The organism is Sphingobium sp. (genome assembly GCF_048594625.1).
In the GTDB taxonomy this organism is placed as follows: domain Bacteria; phylum Pseudomonadota; class Alphaproteobacteria; order Sphingomonadales; family Sphingomonadaceae; genus Sphingobium.
In genome coordinates, this window is sequence record NZ_JBMDWL010000072.1 from 26,451 (window position 1) to 40,830 (window position 14,380).

A 14,380-nucleotide genomic window follows, 5' to 3' on the forward strand; every position below is an offset into this window, starting at 1 on the left:
TGAACAGGATGGGCAGGATCAGAAGGTATAGCCGACGCCGATCGCACCCACGAACTGGTTGCGCGATCCTGCGTCCGCGACGATCGGCGAATCGGCATATTTGCCCAATATGCGCGCGTAACCCGCAACGCCGAATATCGCCCATCCCTTGCGCAGGTCGCCCGACAACGACTTGCCTGCCGACAGGTTGAAATTGAGGCGGCGAAAACCCGATCCGCGACCCGCCCGGTCATAGGGGGCAAGGCCGCTCGCCGCGCTTTCGGCAGGGCTGATGTCGAAATAGGTACGGCCATATTTCTTGCCCACATATTCGGCGGACAGGCCCGCGCCGACGAAGGCGGTGGGCGACAGCGGCGTGAAATATTCGACCGTCGGCGTCACGACATAGCTGCCATGCGCGCCCGCGACATCCTTTGCCACGGCGATGCGCGCCGACAAATTGTCATAATCGCTGGTGATGACCCCGGTCTTGCCAATGCCGACGAAGCCGCCGACCTCCACCGCCACGTCGCGCTTGCCCAGCAGGCGGACGGCATCGTCGCGAATCTGCTTGCGGCTGGTGCGGTCCAGCCGGACATTGACCATCGGGCCAAGTTCGAAATCGACGCCCGTGCCGGTCGGGTCGGGAATTGCATCGACGTAAAGGGATGTGCCGCGCGTCCAGAAGGAAAAGTCGTGGACCTTCCCCCGCGCCTGAACGAGCGGCATGACGCGATAATCGTCCGACCCTTCATAGCTGGGGATGGCGGCGATGCCCGCGCCGATGGTGAGCGAGCTATGCTGTTCCTCCTCCTGCGCCATGGCGGGGGTGGCGAAGGACGCGCACAGGGGCAGGGCCGCGACGAATGTCGCAGCCAGTCGGCGGCGGTAAGACTGCATGATGGCCCTTTTCGTGAAGGTACTTATGGGCCTGACAATGTTTCGAAGGGGTTGCGGTTCCCCCGGTGCGATTTTACAGGAAGTATTTCAGCTTCACGACCTGTTCGACCGGCGCGCCTGCAACCGGAAAGACGACGGAGCGGAAGCCCGGCGCGCCGAAGCGCAGCACCGGATTGCGGGAAAAGCCCACGCCTTCGCGCGGGATGCCTGCAAATGTATCCAGCTTGCCGTTGCCATTTTCGTCATGGATGATGGCAATGGCATATTCGCCCGGCGGCACCATGCCCAGCGGGATCGCACCGTCCCTGACCGGGACGGTGAAATGGCGTTTGTCGGGGTCTTTCGTACAGTCGGGGAAATGATCGGCGCTGTGCGTCAGGCAGATGAGTATCTGCCCCTTATGCGATCGCAGCCCATCCGCCACCAGGCTGACCGGCTGGGCCGGTACCGCAGTGGCAGCCGCGGCCATGCCCGACAGCAACAATGCCGCCGTCCCCATCCAAAATTTCACGCGCGCACCTTCTTGAATTCGCCCAGTCCCTTGTCGGTGCCGCACAGCCGGTCCCAGAAACGGAAATAAAGTCCGTAATTGCAATTATAATGCTGATGATGCCGTTCATGATGGGTGGCGGTGATCAGCCAGTTGCCGATCGGCCCGCGCACCATCCAGCGCGGAAACATTTCCCAGCCCATATGGTTGCTGACGCCCATGATCGTCATGATCGTCAATACGCATCCCAGCGCGCCGACATGGATGGGGATGACGAACACCAGTCCCGGGATCACCACCGCGCCGGTCAGCGCTTCCCATGGGTGAAAACTCATCGCGGCCCATGCCGTTGGCGGGCGGCTGGCATGGTGGACGGCATGCGCGATGCGGAACAGGCGCGGCCGGTGCATCCAGCGATGCGTCCAGTAAAACCATGTGTCATGCGCCATCAGGTAGAGCAGCACCGACAGGGGCAGCCACCAGATCGGGACATCCTGCACATCGCGATAGATGCGGGTCCATCCCCGTTCCTGCCACCCCCATGCCACGACCCCAGCCGGCACGCCGTAGATCAGCGCGGAGGCCAGCGACCAGCCGATTTCCCGTCGCATCTGCCGTTCCAGCCCGCGATAGAGGCCCGGCTGCCTGATCCGCGTCGCAAGCGCAAAGCCGCCGCTGGCGATCAGGTATCGCACGCCGACGATGGCGCTCATGGCAAGGGCGGACAGGATGATGGCTGCGACCATGCGGAGGCCTATACGCAGGATCGTGCGCGCGCGAAAGCGTCTGGCAGAGGCATGTTGGCCCGCGACCGCGGCGTTCGCCGGGAATGCGCGACGGCTCAGAAATGCAGGCGCGCCGTCCGGTCAGAAAGGGAGCAGCGCGTCGTAGGTATCGCGCCCCGGCTTGCCATGCACCGCGACGCCATGGCGCAGCAGAAAGGCGTGTCGGACGATTTCGGCCTGTTGTTCGATGCCATATCGGTCGAACGGGCGGCCCGGCACGACGTCATAGCCATAGCGGCAAAAGGGATGGCGCATCAGCGGCAGCCACCATCGCCCCGACCGTTGCGCCTGCCACACATGGGTCATTTCATGGATGAAATGACCCTGAACATGCAACGGGCTGTCGCAGAAATCCGCGCAAAACAGTCCGCCGTCGGGATGAAGCCACAGATGGCCGTCGGGCGCCATTGTCACGCCTTTTGGCTGGAGTGGCCACCATTTGCGATCATACACCCGCACCCGGCCATAATCGATCGCCCGCCCGAACATCGCCCCGGCGAGCGCGATTTCCCGATCGGTCAGCGCCCGGCCGGTCAATGGGCGGCATTGTCCGTCGCATCGCCGCCGGCGACAGGGGAGGCGGCCGCAGCAGAGCCTTCGGGCTTGCGGATCACCGCATCCACCAGCAACCGGTCGCCATTGCCCATCAGGAAGGTCATCTGCATCTTGCCCCGGCTAATCGCCGTGTCGTTGACGCCCCAGATCATCAGATGCTTGCCGCCCGGCGCAAAGGCGACTTCGCCCTTCGCCGGCACATCGACCTGATCGATCCGTTCCATGGTGGTCATGCCGTCCTTCGTCAGGCTTTCATGCATTTCCACGCGCAGGGCATAATCGGTCATCACCCCGCGCAGCTGCACGCCCGCATCCCCGCCATGAACCACGAAATAGCCGGCCGATGGTGTATCCTTGTTGGGCGACAGGCGCACCCATGCCTGATCGACATAGGATGGCGCAGGGTCGCCACAGCCGCTCAAGGCCAGCGGCGCCACAAGGGCGATAAGGGCAAAGCGGGCGTGCATCCGACACTCCATATATTGTCTCGTTTCCGGTCGATCCTTCACGCTAATCATCGAAGCGCCTTGTGCCAAGCGGAACCGCGCCTATATCCCCCATGCAAACCGGCCTTGCCTTGGCGCTTTAGTGAGGTATGGGGCCGACAACCGCTGAGTATATTTGGGGTTACAAGAGGAAGAGATGGCAAAAGTAATCGGGATCGATCTGGGCACCACCAACAGCTGCATCGCTGTCATGGATGGGGGCAAGCCCAAGGTCATCGAAAATGCGGAAGGGGCGCGGACCACGCCTTCGATCGTCGCCTTCGCCAAGGATGGCGAACGTCTGATCGGTCAGCCGGCCAAGCGCCAGGCGGTCACCAACCCGGACAACACGATTTTCGCGGTAAAGCGCCTGATCGGCCGCCGCTTCGACGATCCGTTGACCAAGAAGGACATGGAACTCGTCCCCTACGACATTGCCAAGGGTCCCAATGGCGACGCCTGGGTCAAGGCCGGTGGCGAAGATTACAGCCCGTCGCAGATCAGCGCCTTCACCCTTCAGAAGATGAAGGAAACCGCTGAATCCTATCTGGGCGAAACCGTGACGCAGGCGGTCATCACCGTGCCTGCCTACTTCAACGACGCCCAGCGTCAGGCGACCAAGGACGCGGGTCAGATCGCGGGCTTGGAAGTGCTGCGCATTATCAACGAGCCGACTGCGGCTGCGCTGGCCTATGGCCTCGACAAGCAGGACGGCAAGACGATCGCTGTCTATGACCTTGGCGGCGGTACGTTCGACATTTCGATCCTCGAAATCGGGGACGGCGTGTTCGAAGTGAAGTCGACCAACGGCGACACCTTCCTGGGCGGTGAAGATTTCGACGCCAAGCTGGTGGAAAATCTGGCTGCCGACTTCAAGAAGGCGGAAAGTATCGACCTGACCAAGGACAAGCTGGCCCTTCAGCGTCTGAAGGAAGCCGCTGAAAAAGCGAAGATCGAACTGTCCAGCGCGCAGACGACTGAAGTCAACCTGCCCTTCATCACCGCTGACCAGAATGGTCCCAAGCATCTGGTGAAGACCATCACCCGCGCCGATCTGGAACGCCTTGTCGCCGACCTCATCAAGCGGACGATGGAACCGTGCAAGAAGGCGATGGCCGACGCAGGCGTTTCGGCGAGCGAAATCAGCGAAGTCGTTCTGGTCGGCGGCATGACCCGCAAGCCCAAGGTGCGCGAAGCCGTGAAGGAATTTTTCGGCAAGGAACCGCACACCGGCGTGAACCCGGACGAAGTCGTCGCCATGGGCGCCGCCATTCAGGCGGGCGTGTTGCAGGGCGACGTCAAGGACGTGCTGCTGCTGGACGTGACGCCGCTGTCGCTGGGCATCGAAACGCTGGGTGGCGTGTTCACCCGCATGATCGACCGTAACACGACGATCCCCGCCAAGAAGTCGCAGGTCTATTCGACCGCCGACGACAATCAGCAGGCGGTGACCATCCGCGTGTTCCAGGGCGAGCGTGAAATGGCGGCGGACAACAAGATTCTCGGCCAGTTCGATCTGGTCGGCATCCCGCCCGCACCGCGCGGCGTGCCGCAGATCGAAGTCACGTTCGACATTGATGCCAACGGTCTGGTCAACGTGTCGGCCAAGGACAAGGGCACCGGCAAGGAACAGCAGATCCGCATTCAGGCGTCGGGTGGCCTCAGCGATTCCGACATCGACCAGATGGTCAAGGATGCCGAACGCTTTGCCGAAGACGACAAGAAGCGCCGCGAAGCGGCCGAAGCCAAGAATAACGCCGAAAGTCTGGTCCACACGACCGAAGCGCAGCTGGCCGAACATGGCGACAAGGTCGACGCGTCGCTGAAGGGCGAGATCGAAGCTGCCATTGCGGAAACCAAGACCGCGATCGAAGGTGGCGACGCCGAAGCGATGAAGGCCAAGGCGCAGGAGCTCGCCACGGTCGCCATGAAGCTGGGTCAGGCCATTTACGAAAAGGAACAGGCCAGCGCCGCGTCGCCCGACGCAGAAGCGCCCAAGGCCGATGACGGTGTCGTCGACGCCGAATTTTCCGAAGTGGACGAAAACAACAAGGCGTAAGCCCATGAAACGTTTCTCGACTTCGCCCCGCACGGACGCCATGGTCACAAGCCAGCGCAACCGTCAGGGGCGAAGCCGGGGACCGTGCGCGCCGGGGGCGATATGACTACCGAAGTTGACTATTACGAACTGCTCGAAGTCGAGCGCACTGCCGACGGCGCACAGATCAAGAGCGCCTATCGCAAGCTGGCGATGAAATATCACCCGGATCGCACCGGGGGCTGCACCGACAGCGAGGCCAAGTTCAAGGCCGTGTCGGAAGCCTATGAATGCCTGAAAGATCCGCAAAAACGCGCGGCCTATGACCGCTATGGTCATGCGGCCTATACCAATGCCCAGTCGGGCGGCGGTGGCAGCGGCGGTTTTCGCGGCGGCGGCGCAGGCGGTTTCTCCGACCTTGGCGACATATTCGAAACGATTTTCGGTCAGGCCGGTTTCGGCGGGCAGGGTGGCGGCCGTCAGGCCAATCGTCGCGGCGCGGACCTGCGCTACGACATGGAAATCACGCTCGACGAAGCCTATCACGGCAAGCAGACGGAAATCGCGATAGACGTATCTGCCGCCTGCGACAGCTGCGAAGGATCGGGCGCGCAGCCCGGCACCGGGGTCAAGACATGCGGTACATGTCACGGCCATGGTCAGGTGCGGGCGCAGCAGGGCTTTTTCGTGGTCGAACGCACCTGTCCCGCCTGTCATGGCGCAGGGCAGGTGATCGAAAGCCCGTGCCGGTCGTGCCGGGGCGAAGGCCGGATCGACAAGCCCAAGACGCTGTCTGTCAACATCCCCGCGGGTGTGGATGAAGGTACGCGCATCCGCTTGTCGGGTGAGGGCGAGGCGGGCGCACGCGGCGCACCGGCCGGCGACCTCTACATCTTCCTGCATGTGAAGCGGCACGCGATTTTCGAACGGGACGGCACGACGCTGTTCTGCCGTGCGCCGGTCAGCTTCACGACGGCGGCATTGGGCGGCGTGATCGAAGTGCCCGGCCTTGACGGGTCGCGGCATGAGATCAAGATCCCCAGCGGCATCCAATCGGGCAAACAACTCAAGCAGCGCGGCGGCGGTATGCCGGTGTTGAACGGCCGGGGTCAGGGCGATCTGGTCATCCAGATCGATGTCGAAACCCCCACCAAGCTGACCGCCAAGCAGAAGGAACTGCTGGAAGCGTTTCGCGAGACGGAAACCGGTGAGGAATGCCCGCAATCGACGGGCTTTTTCTCCAAACTCAAGGAAATGTGGGGGGACTGATTTCCCCCTGCCTGTGCCGCCCTCATCCGTCCGGCGATGGATGAAGGCGTTGGCATTTCTGCACCCTGCGGTCCGTCATCCTATTTGAAGGCGGCGATGCATTCCACTTCGAGCGGGGCGCCCAGCGCCAGGCCATTGGCGCCAAAGGCGCTGCGGGCGGGCAGGTGCTTGCCTTCGAAATAGGGGAGGTAGGCGGCGTTGAAACGCGGCCAGTCCGCCATGTCGGCCAGCATCACCGTGCATTTGACGACATGGCCAAAACCAAGGCCATTATCCTTCAATATCTTGCCGATCGAATCCATCGCGCCCTTTACCGCGGCGTCGAACCCCTCCTGATGCTTGTCCATGCCCTGCGGCACCTGACCGATCTGGCCCGACATGAAGAGAATGTCGCCCACCCGCACCGATGGCGAGAAGGGCAGTTTTGCAGGCAGCGGCTGGGGCGCGGCGGCGGGCTGGGCCAGCGCAGGCGTGGCCGTGGCGGCCAGCATCAGGGCGGTCGTGGCAAGAAGGCGCTTCATAAATCTCTCCCCAAAATCAGGCGCGCGGCAGGGCGGCGAGCAGGCGGTTGACATCGTTCATATCGTTGAAAACCGACGGCGCGATGCGGAAATGATGATCGTGCAGCGAAATGCGGACCTGCGCCTTTGCCAGCGGATCGGTCAGCCGGGTCTTTGCGTCGGGCAACAGGGCGGTCAGCAGCGGCGTCGTCGTTCCCGGCGGGGTGATGATCCTGTAGCCCCTGTCGCTCAGCCCCTCCCGCAAGGGGGCGATCAACGATTGTGCATGCTGGTTGATCACGGGGACGGTCAGCGCGCCGATATAATCGAGGCTGTGGTCGATCGCCGCGATCACTGATTGGGCATAGGTGCCGGTGCCGAAATGGCCGATCGCGCCGGGGCGGATGGCATAGCTGACCGGTTCGTTGCCGGGGGCGTCCATCGGATAGACATGGGTTTGCGGCGGCGACAGGCCGATGCCGGGCGGCGCGCCGGGGGCGGCAAAGCCATAATAGCCGAAATCCGCGAGCGGCAGCGCGTCCAGCACGCCGCGCCGGGCATAGAGGAAGCCAAGGCCGAAATCGCCCATCAGCCATTTGTAGGTGGCGCAGGCGGCGAAATCGACGCCGCTGCCGTGCAGGTCCACCGGCACCGCGCCCGCCGCATGGATGATGTCGGCATAGACCAGCGCGCCCGCGGCATGGGCAATGTCGCACACCGCCTTCAGGTCATGATGGAAGCCGTTATAGGTGGAAACGAGTGAGAGGCTGACGAGGCGCGTGCCGGGCGTGATCGCCTTTGCCATATCCTCCATCATGATGCGGCCGTCGCGCGCCTGTACCCAGGCGACGTCCACGCGCTGCTTGCCCAGTTCGCGATACATGGGGAAACCGGCGTAGAAATGCAGCGTGTCGGTAACGATGCGGCCGCTTTTATGGGGGAAGCCGAGCGCGCGCAGCACCGCCTGTTCGCCCATGGTGGTGGACTGGACCCATGTCACTTCGTCCGGGTCCGCATTTACGAGGCGGGCGAATTTGGCGATGGTGGCGGCGCGGTCGACCGGCCTGCGCGCGGTGGCGGCGGGATCAAGCGTGCGGCCCGCGACATAGGCGTCCATCGCGGCGCGTGCGCCAAGGCTGATCGGATGGGTCGACGCGCTGTCGAGATAGGCAATGGGCGTGGCGGCGAAGCTGCGCCGGTCGGGCAGGCTGGGCGGAGGCGTCGCTGCCTTGGCCGCTTGCGACGCGACGGGCAAGGCGATGGCCGCGCCCAGCGCCTGCCGCCGGTTGAGCGTCATGCCAGCGCTTTCAGCAGCGCGACCTTGAACGCCTGCATTTCCTGTGCCGTCCCCATCGATACGCGGACCCAGTCGTCCATATGTTTGCGCGGGCCGCCGATGAAGATGCCGTCCTTCGCCAGCGCGGCGGTAACGTCTGCGCCGGGGCGGCCGACATGGATCATCATGAAACTGGCCTCGCTGGGCAGGGTGCGCAGCCCTTTTGCCCGGCACCATGCGGTCAGGTCGTCGCGGATCGCCCTGTTTTCCGCCTTGCGTTCGGGCAGGAGCGCGGGATCAAGCAGGCTGGCCTCCGCCGCGATCACGGCGGGCATGGGCGTGATGTTGACGCCATAGCGAGCCATGCCGTCCAGCAGATCCTTGCGCCCTGCGATGAATCCGCAGCGCAGGCCCGCAAGGCCGTAGATTTTGGAGAAGGTGCGGGTGACCAGCAGGTCCGCGCCTTTTGCGACGAGGTCGAGGCAGCTTTGCGCGTCGCTGAAATGAATATAGGCCTCGTCGATCAGCAGGATGCTGCTCTTGGGCTTGTTGGTGAGCAGCCATTCGATGTCGGCGCGGGCCGTGGTCAGGCCGGTCGGATTATTGGGATTGCAGAGATAATAGACGCCGGCATCGGGCGCGGCGGCGAGCAGCCTGCGCGGATCGGCGGCGAAATCGCCCGATAGCGGCACGGCGACCGAGCGGGTGATGCTTTCATTGCCAAGGCCCAGAAACCCCTGATCGAAGGTCGGTTCGAAATAGGCGATGGGGCGGTCCGGGCTGCTGTAGGTCAGCGCCACCGAACGCAGCGGCATGAAGGAACCGGGGTGGACCTGCACCTGATCGGGGGCAAGGCCGTTCTGGCGGGCGAACAGGCTTTCCAGCTTGGCGGCGAAGGCCATGCCATAGCGGCCCGACAGGGACGGCAGCTTTGCCAGCGCGGCGATGGCGGCGGCGGCGGGGCCATCGGGATGTTCGTTGCTGTTGATGTAGACGGCGTCGGTCAGCGTCGCGACCATGGCTGCCGGATCGTCGGGCAGGGCGACTTTGCGTCCGCGCTGCGCAACGGCGGGCGAGGGGGCAAGCGTGGCGCTGGCCGCACCGGCGGCGACCAGCGTGGCGTTGATCAGCATGCGGCGCGACAGGTTTGTCATGGTCGATGTCCCCCTTGTTCCAAACGGAAAGGGGCCGGTCCTTGCGGACCGGCCCCTCCATGATGACTTCGGATCAGAATTTGAAGTCGATACGGGCGTAGTAATAGCCGCCTGCCGTGCCGTAGGGGCCATGGCCATAATAAGCGCCATAGGCCCCGGCCCCGTTTTCATAGGGCGAAATGCCCACGGGTACGGTCACGCCCTGCAACATCTTGGGCACTTCGGGGCGTTTGTTGAACAGGTTGTTCGCACCCAGCGACACGCTCATATTGTCGGTGAAGTCATAGCTCGCTTCGAGGTCGGTGATGGCGGTCGCCTTCACCACGCCATTGAAATAGAGCTGATTGGCATTGACGCCGTTCACCACCGCGCCGTCGGCGATCAGGAAGCCGCCGGTCGGGATGACAGCGGTGCCGCTGATGCCCGGACGGACCAGCATGCTGGTCTTGCCATAGAAGGTTTCGCGCAGGTTCAGGGCGAACTTGCCACTCTTGAACAGAGCAGCGGCGACCACCTTATAATCCGGCGTCGAATCTTCGATGTTGCTTTCCGATGCCGCGTTGAACAGCGGATAGCCGACCTTGTTGTTGGTGATCTTCGTCTTGTTGTAGTTGCCGGTCAGCGACAGGTTCAACGTGCCGAAATCAAGCGCGACAGGGTAGCTGGCCGAAACGTCGATACCCCAGGTGCGGGTGTCGATGCCGTTGGTGAAGCTCTGTACGCCCACGGTCTGAAGCGCGGTGTCGAGCACGATGCCCGCCGCAGCCAGAGCGTCGAAGATCGCGGCCGCACCCGGCTGGACCACGCCGCCCTGAACCGCGTTACGCGATGCGGTGGCGGTGATGCGATCCTTGATCTTGATATAATAGCCGTCGGCCGTGATCGCGAGTTTGGGCACCGGACGGAAGACGAAACCGGCCGAGAAGTTCTTCGACTTTTCCGGACCCAGAGCTTCGAAGCCGAGCAGGCGGGCGGCAGGGGTGCCGGCCGGCAGCTGGGCGACGGCGCTGGTGGGGCCGACGTTGATGGTCGAATAATTTTGTTCGGCCAGCGTCGGTGCGCGGAAGCCGGTGGAGGCCGTACCGCGGATCGCGAAAGCGTCCGAGAAGTCGTAGCGGGTCGTGATCTTGCCGATCAGCGTGTCGCCGAAATCGGTATAATCTTCGTAACGGCCCGCGAGATCGACGCTCCAGCCATCGACCGGTTCGACGATCAGGTTGATATAGCCTGCCTTCGAACTACGCGTGAAACGACCCGCGTCGGTCGATTTGTAGCCGGGGAAGGACTGAACGCCGGTTTTGTAAGTCGAATAGAAATCGCCCTGGACGATTTCATACATGTCCTTGCGATATTCGCCACCGAAGGCCAGCGTGATCGGGCTGGCCATGCCCGCGTCGAATTCCTTGCGGATGTCGGCGGTGATGGTGGTCTGGCTCAGGCGGAAGCCACCGTCGTAGGCCTTGTCGGGCGTGTTGGGTACACCGATGCCGGTCCGCAGATAATTCTGATAGCTTTCCTGCCACACTTCGCGGTGCGCCGACTTGTCGGTCCAGATTTCGTTCTTCTGGTACCCATAGGTGCCGCTGATGTCGTAATTCCAGTCGCCAGCAAATTCGCCCTTGGCGCCGAAGGTCAGGCTATATTCGTCTTCGATCACATGCTGGAGCGGAACCATGCCGACGATGCCGGTGTCGCTGTAGCAGATGTTGGGGTTATAGGCTGCGTTGGTCACCGCGCCGCCCAGATTCCCCGTTTCGTTACAGATGCGCTTGGGGTGACGATAACCTTGCTTCGCCCAGCCTTCGCGGCGGGCATAGTCGCCGAACGCATAAACTTCGACGCCGCCAAAATCATAACCGGCGTTGAAGAAACCGACGTTCAGCGTCGATTTGGGCTGCCCACCGTTTATGTTGGCCAGCGCGTCGCCGGCTAGGTTCGACCATTGGGCGGGCGCGTTGGGTTGCAGGGTGCCGTCCGGGCGGGTGACCTGCACCTGGCCCTTGCCGACCGTAGTATAATCCTGACGGCGATGGAACAGCGTCATGTTGAGGTAGCCGTCTTCGCCCAGCTTCATGCCGAAGTTGCCCGAAGCGGAGAACATTTCGCCTTCGCTGTTATAATATTGGCCGCCCGTGAACTTCAGGCTGCCTCCTTCGCTATTGTCCTTCAGGATGAAGTTGAGAACCCCGGCGATGGCGTCGGTGCCGTACACGGCGGCGGCGCCTTCTTGAAGCACTTCGACGCGGGCGATGGCGTCTGGCGGAACCAGGTCGATGCTGGGCGCGGCCGATCCGGAGAAGGCGCCGAGCACCTGAAGGATGCCGTTACCATGGCGACGCTTGCCGTTGACCAGAACCAGTGTGTGGTTGGGCGACAGGCCACGCAGACGGGCCGACAGCGAGAAGCTCGACATGTCGGTGCCCTGCGTCTGGGCCGTGAAGCTTGGCACGATCTGGGTCAGCACCTGATTCATGTTGGGCTGGCCAACATGGCTGATCGCTTCTTCGCTCAGTACCTGAACCGGTGCGGCGGCGTCGGCGGCGGTGATGCCGACGGCGCGGGTGCCGGTGACGATGATGGCGGCGCCGTCATCGGTTTGCGGTTCCTGCGGCGCTTCCTGTGCCAGTGCGCAGGCCGACCAGGACGAAGCCATGATAAGAGAAAGTTTGAGTGCGGAAAGTCGCGTCATTCATGCCCCCTGAATTATTCATTATGGATGACATGAAGGGACGACGGATGGCCGGATCAAACCCTCTATTGCAGTGCAAAAAAATGCATCAAATCTGCAATATTTCTGGATTTTTTCTGCATTGGTTTGATGGTGACTGGCAATACGAAAAATAAATATGATAATATATTTTTCTTAAAAAAATTTACCCCGATTTTATTTGCCATGGCGGATTTTTTATCTTCGTTCGTCTTGGGTGTTTCCGCTATCATTCAGCTTTGTATAGCGGCGTCGATCAGGGCCTTCGCCTCTGCGCCTTCCCAATCCATCGCGCCGATGACGCGGACCATTTCCTTGCCCTGCGCATCATAGATGATGGTCGTGGGCAGCTGTCCCGTGGCATAATGGAAACCAAGCTGGTTTTCCGGATCGGCCCATGCCTTGAGATGGGGAAGGGGATGTCTGTCGAAGAAGGGCTTGGCGGCCTTCAGCCCCTGATTATCCTGTGAAATGGTGAGCACGGCGAGGCCCTTTGGTCCATAGGTCGCGGCGATCCGGTCGAGCGTGGGCATTTCCGCCACGCAGGGCGCGCACCATGTGGCCCACAGGTTGACGATGATCGGCTTGCCGGCAAAATCCCTGAGCGTCTTTTCCCCGCCGTCGGGATCAAGGAATGCGAAGTCGGGTGCCGCCGCGCCTGCCTTGCTGCGGTCGAGGCGATAGTCGAACGCGTCGTCCTTGGCCGATGCGGGACCGGTCGCTTCGCCGGACGTTGTGGGAACCTCGCTAGAGGCGGCGGCATTGGCTTGCTCCTGAGGCCGCGATTGCCTATCGCAGGCCGCCAGAGCGACAGGCAGGAGCAGTATCATTAGCGCGCGCGACGAAGACAGCATGGGCAAAGGCTCCAACAGCATGTGGGGTGGACGGTTCGCCGCCGGCCCGGCATCGATCATGCGTGAGATAAATGCCTCCATCCCCTTCGACAAGCGGCTGTGGAAACAGGATATTGCCGGGTCCAAGGCGCATGTCGCGATGCTGGCGAAGCAAGGCATCGTTTCGCAGGCGGATGCGGACGCGATTTCGGCGGGGCTCGACACGATCGCGGCGGAATATGAAGCCAATGGCGTGCCGGTCGATCTGGATTTGGAAGACATCCACATGGTCACGGAGTCGCGGCTGGCGCAGCTGATCGGCCCAGCGGCAGGCCGCCTGCACACGGCGCGCAGCCGCAACGATCAGGTCGCGACCGATTTCCGCCTGTGGGTGCGCGATGCCATCGACGAAGTGGAATCGGGCCTGATGGGCCTTCAGCGCGCGCTGGTGGTGCGGGCGGAGGAACATGCCGATGCGGTCATGCCAGGCTTTACCCATCTGCAATCGGCGCAGCCGGTGACGCTGGGCCATCATCTGATGGCCTATTATGAAATGGTGCGGCGCGACCGCAGCCGCTTTGCCGATGCACGCGTGCGGGCGAACGAATGTCCGCTGGGCGCGGCGGCGCTGGCCGGAACGGGCTTCCCCACCGACCGGCACATGACGGCGGCGGCGCTGGGCTTTGCCAAGCCCACCGACAATAGTCTGGACAGCGTGTCGGACCGCGACTTCGCGCTCGATTATCTGATGGCGGCGACGCAGGCGTCGCTCCATTTGTCGCGGCTGGCCGAAGAATTCATCATCTGGGCGAGCCAGCCCTTCGGCTTCGTGAAGCTGCCCGACGCCTATTCCACCGGCAGCTCCATCATGCCGCAGAAGCGCAATCCCGACGCCGCCGAACTGGTGCGCGGCCATGCCGGGCGGATCATGGGCTGCATGAACGCGCTTTGCGTGACGATGAAGGGCCTGCCGCTCGCCTATTCCAAGGATATGCAGGACGACAAGCCGCCGGTGTTCGAAGCGCATGACCTGCTGGCGCTGTCGATCGCGGCGATGACCGGGATGATCGAAACGGTCACGTTCCGCACCGACCGGATGCGGGGCCTGGCCGAAAGCGGCTTTGCGACAGCGACGGACCTAGCCGACTGGCTCGTGCGCGAAGGGGGCATCCCGTTCCGCGAGGCGCATCATATCACCGGGCGCGTGGTGGCGGCGGCGGAGGCGGCGGGCGTGCCGCTGGACCAGCTGCCGCTCGACACACTGAAGGACATCGACGCGCGGATCGACGATCGCATCTATGCCGTGCTGACCGTGGACGCATCGGTCGCCGGCCGCCGCAGCCATGGCGGCACCGCACCGGATCAGGTACGCGCGCGCATAGCAGAAGCGAAGGAACAGCTGGGATGAA

13 protein-coding genes are annotated in these 14,380 nt (G+C 62.9%); 3 read left to right on the forward strand and 10 right to left on the reverse strand.

The features are described 5' to 3' along the window. Positions 1 to 18: 18 nt before the first annotated feature. The 5 genes from ACOJSJ_RS08780 to ACOJSJ_RS08800 form a co-directional block, all read right to left on the reverse strand. Positions 19 to 879 carry a MipA/OmpV family protein gene (locus ACOJSJ_RS08780; protein WP_420144600.1) on the reverse strand — a complete coding sequence of 287 codons (861 nt, stop codon included), beginning with the start codon at positions 877 to 879 and terminating at the stop codon, positions 19 to 21. A 73-nt stretch (positions 880 to 952) separates the two neighbouring features. After that, positions 953 to 1,348: a DUF2141 domain-containing protein gene (locus tag ACOJSJ_RS08785; RefSeq protein WP_420144634.1), complete on the reverse strand. Its 396-nt coding sequence runs from the start codon at positions 1,346 to 1,348 to the stop codon at positions 953 to 955. A gap of 38 nt (positions 1,349 to 1,386) precedes the next feature. Further along, complete coding sequence (locus ACOJSJ_RS08790) at positions 1,387 to 2,115, reverse strand: sterol desaturase family protein (protein WP_420144601.1); 729 nt, start codon at positions 2,113 to 2,115, stop codon at positions 1,387 to 1,389. A 120-nt stretch (positions 2,116 to 2,235) separates the two neighbouring features. Continuing rightward, positions 2,236 to 2,691 carry a vgr related protein gene (locus tag ACOJSJ_RS08795; protein WP_420144602.1) on the reverse strand — a complete coding sequence of 152 codons (456 nt, stop codon included), beginning with the start codon at positions 2,689 to 2,691 and terminating at the stop codon, positions 2,236 to 2,238. Continuing rightward, positions 2,688 to 3,176, reverse strand: coding sequence for a copper chaperone PCu(A)C (locus ACOJSJ_RS08800; RefSeq protein ID WP_420144603.1), 489 nt, complete (start codon positions 3,174 to 3,176; stop codon positions 2,688 to 2,690). The genes ACOJSJ_RS08795 and ACOJSJ_RS08800 overlap by 4 nt, the downstream gene beginning before the upstream one ends. A gap of 175 nt (positions 3,177 to 3,351) precedes the next feature. Here ACOJSJ_RS08800 and dnaK point away from each other — a divergent pair, with 175 nt between their 5' ends. Both dnaK and dnaJ read left to right on the forward strand, forming a co-directional pair. After that, positions 3,352 to 5,253, forward strand: coding sequence for a molecular chaperone DnaK (dnaK, locus tag ACOJSJ_RS08805; protein WP_420144604.1), 1,902 nt, complete (start codon positions 3,352 to 3,354; stop codon positions 5,251 to 5,253). Between the two features lie 102 nt (positions 5,254 to 5,355). Further along, on the forward strand, positions 5,356 to 6,501 hold the full coding sequence (gene dnaJ / locus ACOJSJ_RS08810; protein ID WP_420144605.1) for a molecular chaperone DnaJ: 1,146 nt from the start codon (positions 5,356 to 5,358) through the stop codon (positions 6,499 to 6,501). A gap of 80 nt (positions 6,502 to 6,581) precedes the next feature. Here the strand turns inward: dnaJ and ACOJSJ_RS08815 are convergent, their stop codons facing one another. The 5 genes from ACOJSJ_RS08815 to ACOJSJ_RS08835 all read right to left on the reverse strand — a co-directional run bounded on the left by ACOJSJ_RS08815 (position 6,582) and on the right by ACOJSJ_RS08835 (position 12,968). Further along, positions 6,582 to 7,022, reverse strand: a complete 441-nt coding sequence (locus tag ACOJSJ_RS08815; protein ID WP_420144606.1) for a RidA family protein — start codon at positions 7,020 to 7,022, stop codon at positions 6,582 to 6,584. A gap of 16 nt (positions 7,023 to 7,038) precedes the next feature. Further along, positions 7,039 to 8,298, reverse strand: a complete 1,260-nt coding sequence (locus ACOJSJ_RS08820; RefSeq protein WP_420144607.1) for an aminotransferase class V-fold PLP-dependent enzyme — start codon at positions 8,296 to 8,298, stop codon at positions 7,039 to 7,041. Beyond that, a complete protein-coding gene (locus ACOJSJ_RS08825) occupies positions 8,295 to 9,431 on the reverse strand; it encodes an aminotransferase class I/II-fold pyridoxal phosphate-dependent enzyme (RefSeq protein ID WP_420144608.1) in 1,137 nt (378 codons plus the stop codon). The genes ACOJSJ_RS08820 and ACOJSJ_RS08825 overlap by 4 nt, the downstream gene beginning before the upstream one ends. 73 nt (positions 9,432 to 9,504) lie before the next feature. After that, positions 9,505 to 12,120 (reverse strand): TonB-dependent receptor plug domain-containing protein, encoded by a 2,616-nt coding sequence (locus ACOJSJ_RS08830; protein ID WP_420144609.1) that lies wholly within the window; start codon positions 12,118 to 12,120, stop codon positions 9,505 to 9,507. A 251-nt stretch (positions 12,121 to 12,371) separates the two neighbouring features. Continuing rightward, positions 12,372 to 12,968 (reverse strand): TlpA family protein disulfide reductase, encoded by a 597-nt coding sequence (locus ACOJSJ_RS08835; protein ID WP_420144610.1) that lies wholly within the window; start codon positions 12,966 to 12,968, stop codon positions 12,372 to 12,374. A 43-nt stretch (positions 12,969 to 13,011) separates the two neighbouring features. Between ACOJSJ_RS08835 and argH the strand changes: the two genes are divergently transcribed. After that, positions 13,012 to 14,379 carry an argininosuccinate lyase gene (argH, locus tag ACOJSJ_RS08840; protein WP_420144635.1) on the forward strand — a complete coding sequence of 456 codons (1,368 nt, stop codon included), beginning with the start codon at positions 13,012 to 13,014 and terminating at the stop codon, positions 14,377 to 14,379. Position 14,380 lies beyond the last annotated feature (1 nt).

What these genes read in the sequence shown, in the direction of transcription:
- dnaJ (WP_420144605.1), top strand. Translation starts at nt 5,356, where the DNA reads ATGACTACCGAAGTTGACTATTACGAACTGCTCGAAGTCGAGCGCACT.
- ACOJSJ_RS08835 (WP_420144610.1), bottom strand. Translation starts at nt 12,968, where the DNA reads ATGATACTGCTCCTGCCTGTCGCTCTGGCGGCCTGCGATAGGCAATCG.
- ACOJSJ_RS08780 (WP_420144600.1), bottom strand. Translation starts at nt 879, where the DNA reads ATGCAGTCTTACCGCCGCCGACTGGCTGCGACATTCGTCGCGGCCCTG.
- ACOJSJ_RS08830 (WP_420144609.1), bottom strand. Translation starts at nt 12,120, where the DNA reads ATGACGCGACTTTCCGCACTCAAACTTTCTCTTATCATGGCTTCGTCC.
- ACOJSJ_RS08800 (WP_420144603.1), bottom strand. Translation starts at nt 3,176, where the DNA reads ATGCACGCCCGCTTTGCCCTTATCGCCCTTGTGGCGCCGCTGGCCTTG.
- ACOJSJ_RS08785 (WP_420144634.1), bottom strand. Translation starts at nt 1,348, where the DNA reads ATGGCCGCGGCTGCCACTGCGGTACCGGCCCAGCCGGTCAGCCTGGTG.
- dnaK (WP_420144604.1), top strand. Translation starts at nt 3,352, where the DNA reads ATGGCAAAAGTAATCGGGATCGATCTGGGCACCACCAACAGCTGCATC.
- argH (WP_420144635.1), top strand. Translation starts at nt 13,012, where the DNA reads ATGTGGGGTGGACGGTTCGCCGCCGGCCCGGCATCGATCATGCGTGAG.
- ACOJSJ_RS08820 (WP_420144607.1), bottom strand. Translation starts at nt 8,298, where the DNA reads ATGACGCTCAACCGGCGGCAGGCGCTGGGCGCGGCCATCGCCTTGCCC.
- ACOJSJ_RS08825 (WP_420144608.1), bottom strand. Translation starts at nt 9,431, where the DNA reads ATGACAAACCTGTCGCGCCGCATGCTGATCAACGCCACGCTGGTCGCC.
- ACOJSJ_RS08815 (WP_420144606.1), bottom strand. Translation starts at nt 7,022, where the DNA reads ATGAAGCGCCTTCTTGCCACGACCGCCCTGATGCTGGCCGCCACGGCC.
- ACOJSJ_RS08790 (WP_420144601.1), bottom strand. Translation starts at nt 2,115, where the DNA reads ATGGTCGCAGCCATCATCCTGTCCGCCCTTGCCATGAGCGCCATCGTC.